At 67.8% G+C, this 15,762-nt stretch carries 17 protein-coding genes; 13 read left to right on the forward strand and 4 right to left on the reverse strand.

The genetic code is table 11. The annotated features are described in order from the left end of the window. Positions 1–5 precede the first annotated feature (5 nt). Complete coding sequence (prfA, locus tag L687_RS29295; RefSeq protein WP_021199361.1) at positions 6–1,085, forward strand: peptide chain release factor 1; 1,080 nt, start codon at positions 6–8, stop codon at positions 1,083–1,085. A gap of 21 nt (positions 1,086–1,106) precedes the next feature. On the opposite strand, the gene L687_RS29300 is transcribed toward prfA, so the two are convergent. Together L687_RS29300 and L687_RS29305 are read right to left on the reverse strand one after the other, a co-directional pair. Continuing rightward, positions 1,107–1,760 (reverse strand): response regulator, encoded by a 654-nt coding sequence (locus tag L687_RS29300; protein WP_021199362.1) that lies wholly within the window; start codon positions 1,758–1,760, stop codon positions 1,107–1,109. Further along, positions 1,757–3,400, reverse strand: a complete 1,644-nt coding sequence (locus L687_RS29305) for a sensor histidine kinase (RefSeq protein WP_021199363.1) — start codon at positions 3,398–3,400, stop codon at positions 1,757–1,759. Before L687_RS29305 ends, L687_RS29300 begins: the two co-directional genes overlap by 4 nt. Positions 3,401–3,568: 168 nt before the next feature. Between L687_RS29305 and L687_RS29310 the strand changes: the two genes are divergently transcribed. Further along, positions 3,569–5,113 (forward strand): CitMHS family transporter, encoded by a 1,545-nt coding sequence (locus L687_RS29310; protein WP_021199364.1) that lies wholly within the window; start codon positions 3,569–3,571, stop codon positions 5,111–5,113. A gap of 70 nt (positions 5,114–5,183) precedes the next feature. After that, positions 5,184–5,591 carry a phage holin family protein gene (locus L687_RS29315; RefSeq protein ID WP_031207104.1) on the forward strand — a complete coding sequence of 136 codons (408 nt, stop codon included), beginning with the start codon at positions 5,184–5,186 and terminating at the stop codon, positions 5,589–5,591. Positions 5,592–5,612: 21 nt separating this feature from the next. On the opposite strand, the gene epsC is transcribed toward L687_RS29315, so the two are convergent. Beyond that, positions 5,613–6,185, reverse strand: coding sequence for a serine O-acetyltransferase EpsC (gene epsC / locus L687_RS29320; RefSeq protein WP_029258405.1), 573 nt, complete (start codon positions 6,183–6,185; stop codon positions 5,613–5,615). Positions 6,186–6,193: 8 nt separating this feature from the next. Beyond that, positions 6,194–7,132, reverse strand: coding sequence for a cysteine synthase A (gene cysK, locus L687_RS29325; protein ID WP_021199367.1), 939 nt, complete (start codon positions 7,130–7,132; stop codon positions 6,194–6,196). Between the two features lie 100 nt (positions 7,133–7,232). On the opposite strand from cysK, the gene prmC reads away from it, so the two are divergent. The 10 genes from prmC to L687_RS29375 all read left to right on the forward strand — a co-directional run bounded on the left by prmC (position 7,233) and on the right by L687_RS29375 (position 15,755). Next, complete coding sequence (prmC, locus tag L687_RS29330; RefSeq protein WP_021199368.1) at positions 7,233–8,093, forward strand: peptide chain release factor N(5)-glutamine methyltransferase; 861 nt, start codon at positions 7,233–7,235, stop codon at positions 8,091–8,093. Positions 8,094–8,145: 52 nt separating this feature from the next. Further along, positions 8,146–8,880, forward strand: a complete 735-nt coding sequence (locus L687_RS29335) for an L-threonylcarbamoyladenylate synthase (RefSeq protein ID WP_021199369.1) — start codon at positions 8,146–8,148, stop codon at positions 8,878–8,880. Further along, complete coding sequence (locus L687_RS29340) at positions 8,877–10,046, forward strand: MraY family glycosyltransferase (RefSeq protein WP_021199370.1); 1,170 nt, start codon at positions 8,877–8,879, stop codon at positions 10,044–10,046. Before L687_RS29335 ends, L687_RS29340 begins: the two co-directional genes overlap by 4 nt. Next, entirely contained in the window at positions 10,046–10,564 is a 519-nt protein-coding gene (locus L687_RS29345) for a hypothetical protein (protein ID WP_021199371.1), read from the forward strand. The genes L687_RS29340 and L687_RS29345 overlap by 1 nt, the downstream gene beginning before the upstream one ends. 132 nt (positions 10,565–10,696) lie before the next feature. Next, positions 10,697–11,494, forward strand: coding sequence for a F0F1 ATP synthase subunit A (gene atpB / locus L687_RS29350; RefSeq protein WP_036271459.1), 798 nt, complete (start codon positions 10,697–10,699; stop codon positions 11,492–11,494). 44 nt (positions 11,495–11,538) lie between these two features. After that, positions 11,539–11,775 carry an ATP synthase F0 subunit C gene (gene atpE, locus L687_RS29355; protein WP_021199373.1) on the forward strand — a complete coding sequence of 79 codons (237 nt, stop codon included), beginning with the start codon at positions 11,539–11,541 and terminating at the stop codon, positions 11,773–11,775. A 27-nt stretch (positions 11,776–11,802) separates the two neighbouring features. After that, positions 11,803–12,360: a F0F1 ATP synthase subunit B gene (locus tag L687_RS29360; protein WP_021199374.1), complete on the forward strand. Its 558-nt coding sequence runs from the start codon at positions 11,803–11,805 to the stop codon at positions 12,358–12,360. Beyond that, entirely contained in the window at positions 12,360–13,151 is a 792-nt protein-coding gene (locus L687_RS29365) for a F0F1 ATP synthase subunit delta (RefSeq protein WP_021199375.1), read from the forward strand. The genes L687_RS29360 and L687_RS29365 overlap by 1 nt, the downstream gene beginning before the upstream one ends. Positions 13,152–13,198: 47 nt before the next feature. Beyond that, on the forward strand, positions 13,199–14,839 hold the full coding sequence (gene atpA / locus L687_RS29370) for a F0F1 ATP synthase subunit alpha (protein ID WP_021199376.1): 1,641 nt from the start codon (positions 13,199–13,201) through the stop codon (positions 14,837–14,839). A 19-nt stretch (positions 14,840–14,858) separates the two neighbouring features. Then, positions 14,859–15,755, forward strand: a complete 897-nt coding sequence (locus tag L687_RS29375; protein ID WP_017830990.1) for a F0F1 ATP synthase subunit gamma — start codon at positions 14,859–14,861, stop codon at positions 15,753–15,755. The last annotated feature ends 7 nt before the right edge of the window (positions 15,756–15,762 follow it).

The following is a 15,762-nucleotide window of genomic DNA, read 5'->3' on the forward strand; positions in this document are numbered from 1 at the left end:
GAGCCGTGTTCGAGTCCGTCCAGACTCTGATCGATGAGCATCGCCGGGTGCAGGAGGAGCTCTCCGACCCGGCGGTGCACGCCGACGCCGCCCGGGCCAAGCGCGTCAATCGCCGCTACGCCGAGCTGTCGCGCATCGTCGCCGCGTACGAGGCCTGGGTCGCTGCCACCGACGATCTGGAGACCGCTCGCGAGTTCGCCCGCGAGGACGAGTCCATCGCCGCGGAGATCCCGGCGATGGAGGAGGAGCTTCAGCTCTCGCAGGAGCGCCTCCGACGTCTGCTGATCCCGCGCGACCCGGACGACGCCCGTGACGTGATCATGGAGATCAAGGCGGGGGAGGGCGGCGCGGAATCCGCGCTGTTCGCCGCCGACCTGCTGCGCATGTACATCCAGTACGCGGCCTCCAAGGGCTGGAAGACGGAGCTGCTCGAGCGCAACGAATCCGACCTCGGCGGCTACAAGGACGTCCAGGTCGCGATCAAGGGCTCGTCCTCCGATCCCGCACAGGGCGTCTGGGCGCACCTGAAGTACGAGGGCGGAGTTCATCGGGTGCAGCGTGTGCCGGCGACCGAATCGCAGGGGCGCATCCACACCTCCACCACCGGTGTCCTCGTGTTCCCCGAGGTCGATGAGCCGGAGGAGATCCACATCGACCAGAACGACCTGAAGATCGACGTCTTCCGGTCGTCCGGCCCCGGCGGCCAGTCCGTGAACACGACGGACTCCGCCGTGCGCATCACCCACGTGCCGACCGGCATCGTCGTCTCGATGCAGAACGAGAAATCCCAGCTGCAGAACCGCGAGGCCGGCATGCGTGTGCTGCGCGCCCGGCTGCTCGCGCGACAGCAGGAGGAACTCGACGCCGCGGCTTCCGACGCCCGCCGATCGCAGATCCGGGGCATGGACCGCTCGGAGCGCATCCGCACCTACAACTTCCCCGAGAACCGCATCGCGGATCATCGCACCGGGTTCAAGGCGTACAACCTCGATCAGGTGATGGACGGTGCTCTCGATCCGCTGATCGAGAGCGCCATCACCGCCGATGAGGAAGCCCGGCTCGCCGCGGTCGGCTCCGAGTCCTGAGCGAGGGGCACGCGCCCCGCATCAGGTCCGTGCGATGTACCGATGCTCGGGACGTCCTGTCGTGCCGTAGTTGAGTCGCACCTCGACGACGGTCCTGGCGGCCAGCGCCGCCAGATGCCGTTGTGCGGTCGCGCGGGAGATCCCGACGCGTTCGCCGATCTCGGCGGCTGAGGCTTCGCCGTCGCCGAGTGCCGCGAGCACGAGCTGCTCCGTCGCCGAGCGCGAGATCGACACCGGCTCACCTGCACCGTGCAGGATCGCCGCGGCGCGATCGATGTCTTCCTGGCGCAGCGCACGATCACCGCTGAGGAGGTTCCGATAGCGGATGTAGCGGTCGAGGAGGCTCGACAGCGCTCGTCGCTCGAACGGCTTGACGAGGTAGCCCACGGCCCCCGACCGGAGCGCCCTGCGCACGGTGGACGCGTCGTCGGCCGCGGAGATGAGGATGGCGTCGACCCCGGACTCCCGTACGAGCGCGATGCCGTCGCCGTCAGGGAGGAAGACGTCGGCGACGAGGAGGTCAGGGCGCGACGAGCGGATGCTGTCGCGTGCCTCTGCGAGGGAGCGGACGGTCTCGGTGACGGTGCAGCCGGGGTGCTCCTCGACGATGCCCTGATGCAGCTGGGCCACTCGGAAGTCGTCGTCGAGGATGAGCACGCGCAGAGGCTCGGTCATGTGTTCTCCTTCTCATCGTGGCGGGCTCTGTCGATGGCTCCGCCGATGCGCGCGGCGAACACCGCGCCGCGGTCGGGCCCGCCCGGATCGATCACCCAGAGGTCTCCACCGCTCCGACGGGCGATCTCCGTCGAGAGGGGCAGCCCGATCCCGTGCCCGTGCACGTCTCCGGCGGCATCCTGCTCCCGCGACGGCGGCGCCCACGGGTCGCTGCCCCCGAGGCCGGACCCCGAATCGGAGACGGTGAACACGAGGGCGTCGCCGTCGTCCAGCACGGCGACCTCGACCCAGCGTGGTCTCCGCTCGCCTGCGACGGCGGCGGCAACGGCGTTGTCGATGAGGTTGCCGAGCACGGCGGCGACGTCTTCCGCCTCGCGGACGGTCCCGAGCAGCTGGGTGTCGTCCGCGATCCGAAGGGCCACCCCGCGCTCCCCGGCCTCGACGCCCTTGGCGCCGAGGAACGAGTGCAGGAAGGGATCGCCGAGGAGGTCCAATCCGACGACGGGGAACACCACCGGCCCCCGCTCCACGAGTTCGCCGAGGAACGTGCGCGCCTCTCGCACCCGATCGGCGTCGATGAGCCCGGCCGCCACATGCATGCGGTTGGCGAACTCGTGCCGCTGTACGCGCAACGCCGCCGTCATCGTCCTGACGGTCTCCAGCCGCTCGGTCAGGGCGACCAGATCCGTGCGATCACGCACGATCAGCACGTCGCCGAGCGCGTGGCCGTCGCGCACCACGGGGCGAGAGTCGAGGTAGAGCATCCGGTCGCCGACGATGGCACGGGAACGGGTGCGTGCGCCTGTCGCCGCCTCGAGGACGGCTGTGGCCAGGCCGAGTTCCTCGATGGGCCTTCCGATGGGATCGTGGAGCCCCAGCAGGCGATCGGCGGCGGCATTGCTCACGCGCACCACTCCTCGGGGGTCGACGGCGATGACGCCGTCGTCCACGCCGTCCAGCACCGCCGTCTGGTTCTGGACGAGTGCCACGAGTTCTTCCGGCTGGACTCCGAAGGTCAGACGCTCCCAGCGCCGGCGGAGCAGCAGGAATGCGAGGCCGGCCAGGGCGAGCGCACCCGCCGCTGTGACTCCGATCACCGTCAGCAGGGGAGGGAGATCATCGAACACCCCGGCACGCTCGAAACCCACGCTGACCTCGCCCACCGGCGTACCGGCGTCGTTGCGGACGGGGACTTTCGCCCGTGCGGATTCGCCGAGTGTGCCCGTCTGCCAGTCGAGCACCTCCGCGCCGGCGAGCACCTCCTCGTAGGGAGTGCTGACCTCTTCGCCTATGCGGGAGGGAGTGGGGTGCGCGAGTCGGATGCCGTTGTCATCGGTGAGCACGACGAACAGCGCGCCGGTGCGGCTCGTCACGTCGGAGGCGATGCGCTGCAGGTCGCCGTCGCGCAGCTCCGCCGCGTCGGGAGTGCCGTCCGAGAGCGAGATGCGCGTGACCTCTGCACGTACCTGCGGGTCCTCGGCGAGGGTGCGGGCGATGCCCAACGCGGTCGACTCGGCCTCTGCGCGCAACTGCTGCACGGTGAGCAGCAGATACACGCCCGTACAGAGGACGACGACGAGGGTCACCGTGGCGAGCTGGAGCAGCAGGGCGCGCGTGGCGAACCGCGGTCTGGTCGACATCGTCCTCGGCACCGTGCTTCTCCTCCGCTCCTGCCGCGCAATATGCGCAGAACCCACGCTACGCGCACAACGTCGGGGAATGCGGGATACCGCACCCGGACGTGGTCGATTGCCTAGTCTCGACAGGATCCGTCGCCGATGACGGAGCCACGACGAAGGAGTCAACGCATGCCAGACGCACTCACCGGCCTGTTCGCGGCCGCCGAAGAGGCGCCGACCTACGACGTGGCGTTCGTGCCGCCCGAGTGGGTGCTGGTGCTCCTCGGATTCACCATGGTGCTCGCGTTCATGACGCTCATCATGACCAAGCGCCTCACGCCCATGGTGGCCCTGATCCTCGTGCCGACCGCGTTCGGACTCTTCGCGGGAGCGGGCCTCGGCCTCGGCGACATGATCCTCGACTCGATCGGCGCGATGGCCCCGACCGCGGCGCTGCTCATGTTCGCGATCATGTTCTTCGGCATCATGATCGACGTGGGGCTCTTCGATCCGCTCATCCGGCTGATCACCCGCCTGCTCGGAGACGATCCCGCCAAGGTGGTGCTCGGCACCGCGATCCTCGCCGGTGCGGTGTCCCTCGACGGCGACGGCTCGACGACCTTCATCATCACGACCTCGGCGATGCTGCCGATATACCTCCGACTGGGGATGAGCCCGGTCGTGCTGACGTGCGTCGCCGGACTCATGAACGGCACCCTGAACATCGTGCCGTGGGGAGGGCCCACGGTCCGGGCGGCGACCGCTCTGGGACTGCAGCCGACCGACATCTTCGTCCCGATGCTTCCCGCGCTGGGCGCCGGGATCGTCGTGACGCTCGGCTTCGCGTGGATCCTGGGGCTGCAGGAACGCCGTCGACTCGGACGGCTGGACTCCGAGGGGCTGCTGGTCGGGGCCGACGGGGGATCGCTCTCGACGGTGCCGAAGATCTTCCGCGGAGCCGAGCCGAAGCCGGGTGCACGTGCGTCGCTGCGCACCGGGAACCTGGTGGTCGTCGCCGGTGGACACGCCCCTGTCTCGGCCGCGAACGTCGATCCTGCCGATACGGCCATGGCCGACACGATGCTGGATCCTGCACGCCCCACCCTCCGGCCGAAGCTCATCTGGTTCAACCTGGTGCTCACCGTCGCGGTGATGGTGCTGCTGGTGCTCGACATCCTGCCGCTGCCGTACGTGTTCATGGTGGGCGCCGGGCTGGCCCTCGTCATCAACTTCCGCGGCATCAAGGAGCAGGCGTCGGAGATCGTGGCGCACGCTCCGAGCATCGTGGGGGTCGTCTCCATGGTCATCGCGGCCGGGGTCCTGGTCGGCGTGCTCACCGGCACCGGGATGGTCGATGCGATGGCCACATGGATCACGAACGTGCTGCCGCCGGCCCTCGGACCTTTCCTGGCGCCGATCACCGGCGTCCTCTCGATCCCGTTCACGTTCTTCATGTCGAACGATGCGTTCTACTTCGGCATCCTCCCGGTGCTCGCACAGAGCGCGGCGAACTTCGGCATCGATCCTGTCGAGATGGCGAGGGCGTCCATCACGGGGCAGCCCGTGCACCTGCAGAGCCCGCTCGTGCCGGCGATCCTGCTGCTCGTGTCGCTCGCGAGCGTGAACCTCGGTGATCACCACCGCAAGGTGCTGTGGCGTGCGACGATCGTCTCGCTGGTCATGCTCGGTGTCGGCATCCTGACCGGCGCCGTCCCGTTCTTCGTGGCGCAGTGACGACCCGCCGACGGGGAGCGCGGATGCCGTGTTCCCCGTCGGCCGGCGTGCGGAGCGCTATGCTCGGCGCGTGATCACATTCCTCTTCCGCGGCCTGCTCTACGTGGTGTCGGCCGGTCTCGGCCTGATCGCCGCCGACCTCCTGCTCGACGGCTTCGAGATCGAATGGGACAAGTGGTGGGGCTTCGTCATCTGCATCCTGATCTTCGCGATCCTGCAGAGCGTGCTCGCGCCGTGGGTCGCCAAGGTCGCCAATCGCTACGCGCCGGTGCTGATGGGAGGCATCGGGATCTTCTCGACGCTGATCTCCCTCATCGTCGTCGTCCTGCTCCCCATCGGCGGGCTGCGCATCACGGACCTCACCGGCTGGCTGCTCGGTTCGGTCATCGTGTGGCTGATCACCGCGGTGGGCAGCGTGGTGCTCCCTCTCATCTTCCTGCGCAAGAAGGTCGAGTCCGTGAAGTCCGCACGCCGCTGACGGGCCCACGCGGCACCGGGTTCAGATCGCGTAGTGGTCGGGAGCGGTGAGGAGCGCCCTGGTGTCTTCTCCGAGCGTGCGGTGGCGCGGCTTCGCCGGCACCCCGACGAGCACGCTGTCAGCCGGGGCATCGCGTGTGACGACGGCATTCGCCCCGACCACGGATCCCGCGCCGATCGTGACGGGCCCCAGGATCTTGGCACCGGCGCCCACGGCGACGCCGTCTCCGAGCGTGGGGTGACGCTTGCCCGATGTCCGCGTACGTCCGCCGAGGGTGACGCCGTGGTAGAGCATCACGTCATCGCCCACCACAGCGGTCTCCCCGATCACGACGCCCATTCCGTGATCGATGAAGAACCGCCGGCCGATCCTCGCACCGGGGTGTATCTCGATCCCCGTGAGCCAGCGCGAGACCTGCGAACCGGCGCGCGCGAGCAGGCGCAGCCGTCGCCGCCAGAGCGCGTGCGAGACGCGGTGCGCCCAGATGGCATGCAGGCCGGGATACAGCAGAGCGACTTCGACGGCGCTGCGCGCGGCTGGATCGCGGAGGCGCGCTGCTGCGATGTCCTCGCGCATCCGCCCGAAAATGCCCATCGACAGCCTCAGTCTTCGCGCAGGTCCTCGAACAGCGCGGTGGAGAGATAGCGCTCACCGGTGTCCGGGATCACGACGACGATCGTCTTGCCGGCGTTCTCCGGACGGGCGGCGACCTTGAGCGCCGCGGCGACGGCAGCACCCGACGACATGCCGACGAGGAGACCCTCCTTGGCCGCGAGCTCACGCGCGACGCGGATGGACTCGTCGAACTCCGCCATGAGTATCTCGTCGAGCACGTCGCGGTCGAGCACGTCGGGGACGAAGTTCGGGCCGATCCCCTGGATCTTGTGGGGGCCGGGGCGTCCCTCGGTCAGCACGGGGGAGTCCTTGGGCTCGACGGCGATCACCTGGACGCCGGGCTTGGCGGCCTTGAGCGCCTGGCCCGTTCCGGTGACGGTCCCACCGGTACCGACGCCCGCGACGAGGATGTCGACGGCGCCGTCGGTGTCGCGCAGGATCTCCTGCGCCGTGGTCTCGCGGTGGATCTGGGGGTTCGCGGCGTTCTCGAACTGCCGGATCCAGATCGCGCCGGGGGTCTCGGCGACGATGCGCTTGGTCTCCTCGATCGCACCGCTCATGCCCTTGGTGGGATCGGTGAGCACGATCTCCGCGCCGAACGCCTTGAGCAGGACCCGGCGCTCCTTCGACATGGACGCAGGCATCGTGAGGATCACCCGGTAGCCCCGCGCGGCACCCACCATCGCGAGGGCGATGCCGGTGTTGCCGCTGGTCGACTCGACGATCGTGCCGCCCGGCTGCAGCTCGCCCGATGCCTCGGCGGCGTTGATCATGGCGATGCCGATCCGATCCTTCACGCTCGACGCGGGGTTGTAGTACTCGAGCTTGGCGAGGACGGTGGCGCCCAGTCCCTCGGTCACCCTGTTCAGCCGGACGAGCGGGGTGTTGCCGAAAGCGGTCGTGATGTCGGAGTGGATACCGGGCATGGTGAGCCTTCCTGTGCGGGGGTCGCTGCCGCACCAGCCTAGGGGAGCGTCCCTATGGGCGAGGCTTTGTGACGTCAGCGCGCGCTCTACGCTGGAAGACATGTCCGACACCTCCCTCGCCGCCGTGGTCCGCACGGCTGCCCAGCGTCTCGCCGACGTCGGGGTCCCTGACCCGCTGGTCGACGCCGAGCTCCTCGCCGGTCACCTGCTCGGCCGTCGGCGCGGCGAGGTGCAGGCGGCGATCGTTCGCGGAGACGACGTCGACGACGAGACGGCAGCGGCTCTCGACGTTCTCATCACGCGTCGGGCTGCCCGTGAGCCGCTGCAGCACATCACCGGTACCGCGCCGTTCCGCCACCTCGAGCTCGCCGTCGGTCCCGGCGTCTTCGTGCCGCGTCCGGAGACCGAGACCGTCGTCCAGTACGCCATCGACGCCCTGCTGAACTCGGCCGAGCCCGCCCCGATCGGGATCGATCTCGGAACCGGGAGTGGCGCGATCGCCGTCGCGATGGCCACCGAGGTGCCGCACGCCCGCATCTTCGCGGCCGAGCTCTCCGCGGATGCCCACGCCTGGGCGCGTCGAAACGTCGCAGGGATCGACAACCTGACACTCGTCCTGTCCGACCTGGGCGAGGCGTTCCCGGAACTCGAGGGCACGGCGTCCGTGGTCATCTCGAATCCGCCGTACGTGCCCGACGCCGCGATCCCGCGCGATCCGGAGGTGCGACTCTTCGATCCGGCGATGGCGTTGTACGGGGGAGAGGACGGGCTCGACATCGTGCGCGTGCTCAGCTCGCGGGCGCTGCGATTGCTTCGTCCCGGGGGCCTGCTGGTCATCGAGCACGGCGAACTGCAGGGCGAATCGATCAGGGAGATCCTCACCCTCGACGGCTGGCGCGCGGCGGCGACACATCGCGACCTGACACTGCGCGATCGCACCACCACCGCACTCCGACCCTGATCAGCAACCTCGGAGCATGCTCACCGGCCGCGCCGCATAGAATCGAACCGTCATGTCAACCATCTTCGACTGCAGCGACGAGTCGCAGCTCCTCGCCGGAATGCGTCATGCGCGCCAGGCGATCGGCCGTGGCGACCTCATCGTCATCCCCACAGACACGGTGTACGGCGTCGGCGCCGATGCCTTCTCGCCGGCCGCTGTCCAGCGGCTCCTCGACGCGAAGGGGCGGGGCCGCGACCAGCCGCCGCCCGTGCTGATCGGCACGAAGGAGACACTCGCCGCCCTCGCCGAATCGGTTCCCGAACCGGTGGAGCGGCTGGTCGAGGCGTTCTGGCCCGGTGGGCTCACGATCGTGCTGCCCGCGCAGCCGTCGCTGGTCTGGGACCTCGGTGAGACGCTCGGCACCGTCGCCGTCCGCATGCCGGAGGGGCGGGTCGCACTCGAACTGCTCGCGGAGACCGGTCCACTGGCCGTCTCCAGCGCGAACCTCACGGGGGAGGCCGCCGCCATCTCCGCGTACGACGCCGAGAAGATGCTGGGTGACAGCGTCGCGGTCTACCTGGCGGACGGACTGAGCAAGAACGGCATCGCGTCGACCATCGTCGATGCGACCTCGTTGGTCCGCCGCGGTGCGGACTCCGAGACGGGAGGCGTGCGCATCCTCCGCGACGGCGCCGTGACACGGGAGCAGCTGCAGGAGGTGCTCGGAGATCTCCTCGAGCCCGAGGACGATGCCGAGCACGAGCATCACCACCAGCATGCACCGGACCAGGACGGGGATTCGTGAAGCAGTATCTCTTCACGATCATCCTCACCGCCGCGATCACGTTCGTACTGACCTGGGCGGTGTGGAAGCTGAGCCTCCGGTTCAAGCTGTACCCCGCCATCCGCGACCGTGACGTGCACACCACGCCCAAGCCCCGTCTGGGCGGCGTCGCGATCTTCCTCGCCATCGCCGCGGCGTTCGGGTTCTCCGCGATCAATCCCTTCTTCCAGAGCATCTGGATCCCCCCGCAGACCATGTGGTCGATCCTCGGCGCCTCGCTGCTGATCGCGATCATCGGGGTCGTCGACGACCTGTGGGACATCGACTGGATGATCAAGCTGGGCGCGCAGTTCCTGGCGGCGGGCGTCATCACCGTCGGCGGCGGCCTGCAGATCCTCTCGTTGCCGTTCGGTGACCTCATCGTGGTATCGAGCTGGCTGAGCATCACCATCACGATGTTCGCGATCGTCATCGTGATGAACGCGGTGAACTTCATCGACGGGCTCGACGGGCTCGTCGCGGGCGTGTGCCTGATCTCGAACGGTGTGTTCTTCGCCTATTCCTACATCTTCACGCGCGACTCGGGCGCGTCCAGCTACTTCAACCTCTCGACCTTCATCGCGGCGGTGCTCATCGGCGCCTGCCTCGGCTTCCTGCCGTTGAACTGGAGTCCGGCGAAGATCTTCATGGGCGATTCCGGGGCGCTGGTGATCGGCCTGCTGATGGCCACATCGGCGATCGCGATCACCGGGCAGATGGACCCGTCCGCCCTCGACCCCGAGCGTCTCGGGCGTTCCCAGCTGGTCGGCGCGTTCCTGCCCATCCTGCTGCCACTGCTGGTCGTGCTGCTCCCGCTGCTCGACTTCGGGCTCGCCGTGCTCCGCCGGATGAGCGCCGGTCGCTCGCCGTTCTCGCCCGACCGGAAGCACCTGCATCACCGCATGCTCGATCTCGGTCACCGCGACCGCGACGCCGTGCTCATCTTCTATGCCTGGACGGCCGTCGTCTCGCTCGCCGTCCTCCTGATGTACGTCGGTGCCCGGGAGGACTGGCCCGGCCAGTATCTGCCGGGCGTCGGCTTCGGCATCGTGGGCATCGCCGCCTGCCTCGTCGTCACGCTGAGTCCCACCCGCCGCAGGAAGAGCGCAGCGGGCGCCGAACCCGAACCGACACCCGTGGAGTCCTGATGAGCCCGAGCCCCGTTTCCAGCACGCCGATCCTGCGCCGGACCCTGATCTGGTCGGCGATCGCCACCGCGGTGCTCGCGATCGTGGCGGGCGGAGTCGGTTATCTCGTCGCCCAGGGGGAGGGGCTCGTCAGTGGCCTGCTCGGTGTCGTCCTGGCTGCCGTCTTCCTCGGGATCACCGGACTCAGCATCCTGATCGCCAACCGCTGGTTCGGGGATCCGCTGTACGTGCAGCTGTTCTTCGCGATCGTCCTGGGCGGCTGGCTGCTGAAGCTCGGCCTCTTCGTTGTCGTGATGATCCTCCTCGCCGGTCAGCCGTGGCTGCAGCCGATGGTCTTCTTCCTCTCGATCGTCGCCGGTGTGCTCATGTCGCTCGTCATCGACGTCGTCGTGCTCACCCAGATGCGGCTCCCGAACGTCAGCGACACCACGCTGCCGACCGAGGTGCCCGAGGATCGTGCCCCCGGCGCGGCCAATCACATCGACGGCGGGCCGGTCGAGGGTGGCCAGCGGTCTTAGGGGACCCTCAGATTCTGATAGTGTTGACACGTGCCCGCCGCTCGCCCGCGAGCGCTTGCGCTGTGAAGCACACCGACCATCGTCGCCCCGGTTCTGACCGGTGCCCCGAAGCTGGAGCCCGCGCTGTTTAATATCGCTGCGACCCTGACCCCCCGACTTGCCACCGACGGCGAGTTCCACGGCCCTTCGATCGATGAGTTCTTTCCGGAGATCCTCTTCCACGTAGGACCCATCCCGGTGAACCGGATCCACCTGATCCAGTTGCTCTCGGTGATCGCCGTGGTCCTCATCCTCTGGCTCGGCACCCGACGCATGAAGGTCGTCCCCGGACGTTTCCAGAGCGTCGTCGAGATGGGCCTCGGCTTCGTCCGTGGCGGCATCGCCCACGACCTGCTCGGTCGCAAGGACGGTGACCGGTTCCTCCCGATCCTGATGACCATTTTCTTCATGACTCTGTTCATGAACATCACCGGCATCATCCCGTTCCTGAACATGCCGGGTACGGCGATCATCGCGGTGCCGCTCACGCTCGCGGTGGTCAGCTACGTCACCTTCATCTACGCCGGCATCAAGAAGAGCCCCAAGAACTTCTTCAAGAACTCGCTCTTCCCCTCCGGTGTGCCGTGGCCCGTGTACTTCATCGTCACGCCCATCGAGCTGATCTCGACCTTCATCATCCGCCCGGTGACCCTCACCCTGCGACTGCTGATGAACCTGGTCGTCGGTCACATGATTCTGGTCCTCTGCTTTGCAGCGACCCAGTTCTTCTTCTTCACCGCGGGTGGCGGCTGGGCCGCTCTCGGTATCGGAACCCTCGCCTTCGGCGGCGCCTTCACTCTCTTCGAGATTCTGGTCGCCGTCCTCCAGGCATACGTCTTCACCGTCCTCACCGCGGTCTACATCCAGCTCGCGGTCGCAGAAGAGCACTGAGCGGGCGGGCAACAGCCCTCCCACCCAACGAAAGGAAAAACCCCGTGGACGCAACTACGGTTCTCGCTGACATCAACGGCAACCTCGCGGTGATCGGCTACGGCCTCGCAGCCATCGGCCCGGCCATCGGTGTGGGCATCGTCGTGGGCAAGACCATCGAGGGCGTCGCTCGTCAGCCCGAGCTGGCCGGCCGTCTCCAGGTCCTCATGTGGATCGGTATCGCCTTCACCGAGGCGCTTGCATTCGTCGGCATCGCCGTCGGATTCATCCCCTTCCCGTAATCCGAACCGACTTCTGAAGGAGACAGGATGCTGAACGCTCTTGTCACGAACCTCGCAGCAGAGGAGGGCGCGGTCAACAACCCGCTCATCCCGGCGTGGTACGACATCATCTGGTCGGGCCTCTGGTTCCTCATCATCCTCATCGTCGTGTGGAAGGTCGCCCTTCCCAAGCTGACGAAGATGCTCGACGAGCGGTCCGCCGCCATCGAGGGCAACATCGCCAAGGCCGACGAGGCGCAGAAGCAGGCGGAGGCGGCACTCGAGGAGTACACGCGTCAGCTCGCCGAGGCGCGTACCGAGGCCGGCGAGATCCGCGAGGCCGCCCGCGAGGACGGCAAGAAGATCGTCGCCGAGGCGAAGGACGCCGCGACCGCCGAGGCCGCACGCATCACCGCCACCGCGCACACGCAGATCGAAGCAGAGCGTCAGACCGCTCTCGTCTCGCTGCGCAGCGAGGTCGGATCGCTCGCTCTCGACCTCGCCGGTGGCGTGGTCGGCGAGACGCTCTCCGACGACGCACGTGCGACGGCTGTCGTCGATCGCTTCCTCGCCGAGCTCGAGGCATCCGAGAAGGCGGCTCAGTAATGGGCAGCGCGACCACTCAGGCACTCGCGGCATCCATCAAGACGCTTGCCGCAGCGAAGGACGTCACTCTCGACACCGCGCGGGAGCTGTTCGCTGCCGCGCATGCCGTGAGCGAGTCGTCCCAGCTGAGCGGCGCGCTTGCTGATCCTTCCGCACCCGCCGCGGCACGACAGAACGTCGTCGCCGCGGTGTTCGGCGGGTTCTCCGCAGGCGCCCAGGGCGTCTTGAAGACCGCCGTCGCCGAGCGCTGGTCCCACGCGGGTGAGCTCGTCGACGGTATCGAGGAGCTCGCGATCCGCGCCGCAGCGATCGCGGAGCCCGGCACGGACATCGAGGGGGAGCTCTTCGGATTCTCCCGGGTGATCGCGGCGAACCCCGAGCTCGAACTCGCTCTGGGCAGCCGCGTCGGTGGAGAAGACGCCAAGAGTGCACTCGTCGAGCGCCTCCTGGCCGAAGGCTCCACCAGCGCCGCGACGACGCTGATCATCACGTCGCTCGTGCGCGAGCCGCGCGGGCGACGGGTCCGACGGCTGCTGAACCGGGCGATGAGCGTCGTCTCGAGCCAGCGTGGTCGAGTGGTCGCCACGGTGCACACCGCGGCCCCTCTCAGCGACGCGCAGCGCGCCCGTCTCAGCGACTCGCTCTCGCGTCGCTACGACGGCCAGGTATCGCTCAACGTCGTCATCGACCCTGCCGTCGTCGGAGGCCTGCGCGTGCAGATCGCCGATGACGTCATCGACGGCAGCATCTCCGCACGACTCGCCGACCTTCGCCAGAAGCTCGCGGGCTAACACGACTTCGCGCGGGGAACCGCGCACCCAGATACAAAGGGAAGACAATGGCAGAACTATCGATCAGCCCCGACGTCATCCGTGACGCGCTGAAGGACTTCGCCGCAGCATACGAGCCCTCCGGGGCCGGGGCGACCGAGGTCGGCACCGTCATCGACGCCGCAGACGGCATCGCGCACGTCGAGGGACTGCCCGGCGTCATGGCGAACGAGCTCGTCATCTTCGCCGACGGCACCAAGGGTCTCGCACAGAGCCTGAACGAGCACGAGATCGGTGTCGTCGTCCTCGGCGAGTTCACCGGCGTCGAGGCCGGTCAGGAAGTCACCCGCACCGGCGAGGTCCTCTCGGTCCCGGTCGGCGACGGCTACCTCGGCCGCGTGGTCGACCCGCTCGGCAACCCGATCGACGGACTCGGTGCCATCGAGACCGAGAGCGTCCGCGCCCTCGAGCTCCAGGCTCCCGGCGTCATGCAGCGCAAGTCGGTGCACGAGCCGATGCAGACCGGCATCAAGGCCATCGACGCGATGATCCCCGTGGGCCGTGGCCAGCGTCAGCTGATCATCGGCGACCGCCAGACCGGCAAGACGGCCATCGCGATCGACACGATCATCAACCAGAAGGCCAACTGGGAGTCGGGCGACGTCAACAAGCAGGTCCGCTGCATCTACGTCGCCATCGGCCAGAAGGGCTCGACCATCGCTTCGGTGAAGGGCGCGCTCGAAGAGGCCGGCGCTCTGGAGTACACCACGATCGTGGCGGCTCCGGCGTCCGACCCCGCCGGCTTCAAGTACCTGGCTCCCTACACGGGTTCCGCCATCGGTCAGCACTGGATGTACGGCGGCAAGCACGTCCTCATCATCTTCGATGACCTGTCGAAGCAGGCTGAGGCCTACCGTGCCGTCTCCCTCCTCCTGCGCCGCCCGCCGGGCCGTGAGGCCTACCCGGGTGACGTCTTCTACCTGCACTCGCGTCTGCTCGAGCGTTGCGCGAAGCTGTCCGACGAGCTCGGCGCCGGTTCCATGACGGGTCTCCCGATCATCGAGACCAAGGCGAACGACGTCTCGGCCTACATCCCGACCAACGTGATCTCGATCACCGACGGCCAGATCTTCCTCCAGTCCGACCTCTTCAACGCCAACCAGCGTCCTGCGGTCGACGTGGGTATCTCGGTCTCGCGAGTCGGTGGTGACGCTCAGGTCAAGTCGATCAAGAAGGTCTCCGGAACGTTGAAGCTGGAGCTCGCGCAGTACCGCTCCCTCGAGGCGTTCGCGATGTTCGCATCCGACCTCGACGCGGCTTCGCGTCGTCAGCTCTCCCGTGGTGCGCGTCTGACCGAGCTGCTCAAGCAGCCGCAGTACTCGCCGTACCCCGTCGAGGAGCAGGTCGTCTCGATCTGGGCCGGTACCAACGGCAAGCTCGACACGATCGAGGTCTCCGACGTGCTGCGCTTCGAGCGCGAGCTCCTGGACTACCTGCGTCGCAACACCCAGGTCCTCGAGACCCTCCGCGACACCAACGTCCTCGACGACGCCACGGTCGCCGAGCTCGACAAGCAGACGGATGCCTTCATCCTGGAGTTCCAGGGTGGCAAGGGACACGCCATCGGCGCCCCGGGTCACGAAGAGCACGCTGCGGCCGAGGCGGAAGACGTCAACCAGGAGAAGATCGTCAAGGGTCGTCGCGCGTAACCGCGTGAGGTACTGACATATGGGCGCTCAACTCAGGGTCTACAAGCAGAAGATCTCTTCTGCTCAGACGACCAAGAAGATCACGAAGGCGATGGAACTCATCGCGGCTTCGCGCATCCAGAAGGCGATGGCACGCGTCAAGGCGTCCACTCCCTTCGCGCGTGCCGTGACGAGGGCCGTGTCGGCCGTCGCGACGCACTCGAACGTGGATCACCCGCTGACCCGTGAGTCCGAGAACATCACCCGCTCCGCGGTCGTGATCTTCTCCTCGGACCGCGGTCTCGCCGGAGCCTTCAACTCGCAGATCCTCCGTGAGGGTCTCGAGGTTGCGGAGCTCCTGCGGGAGCAGGGCAAGGAGCCGGTCTTCTACCTCATCGGTCGCAAGGCCGTCGGATACTTCCAGTTCCGACGCCTGGCTGCCGCTGCGGAGTGGACGGGCGACACCGACACCCCGTCGTTCCACACCGCGGAGGAGATCTCCGCGACGCTGCTCGAGTCCTTCTCCCGCGGGGGACAGGACGGCGGCGTCGACGAGATCCACCTCGTGTACAACCGTTTCGTCAGCATGATGACGCAGTCGCCCGAATCCGTGCGTCTGCTCCCGCTGGAGATCACGGAAGCCGATGAGTCGGAGGCCGGTAACACCGTTTACCCGCTGTACGAGTTCGAGCCGGACGCCGAGACTGTTCTCGACGCGATCCTGCCGGTGTACATCCAGAGCCGAGTCTTCAACGCTCTCCTGCAGTCGTCTGCCGCAAAGCAGGCGGCGACGCAGAAGGCGATGAAGTCGGCCAGCGACAACGCCGACAAGCTCATCACCGACTACACCCGTCTGCGCAACAACGCGCGCCAGGCGGAGATCACGCAGCAGATCGCCGAGATCGTCGGCGGCGCCGACGCCCTCTCGAGCAAATAGACCATCA

It is taken from the genome of Microbacterium maritypicum MF109 (genome assembly GCF_000455825.1).
GTDB classification, from domain to species: Bacteria; Actinomycetota; Actinomycetes; order Actinomycetales; family Microbacteriaceae; genus Microbacterium; species Microbacterium maritypicum_A.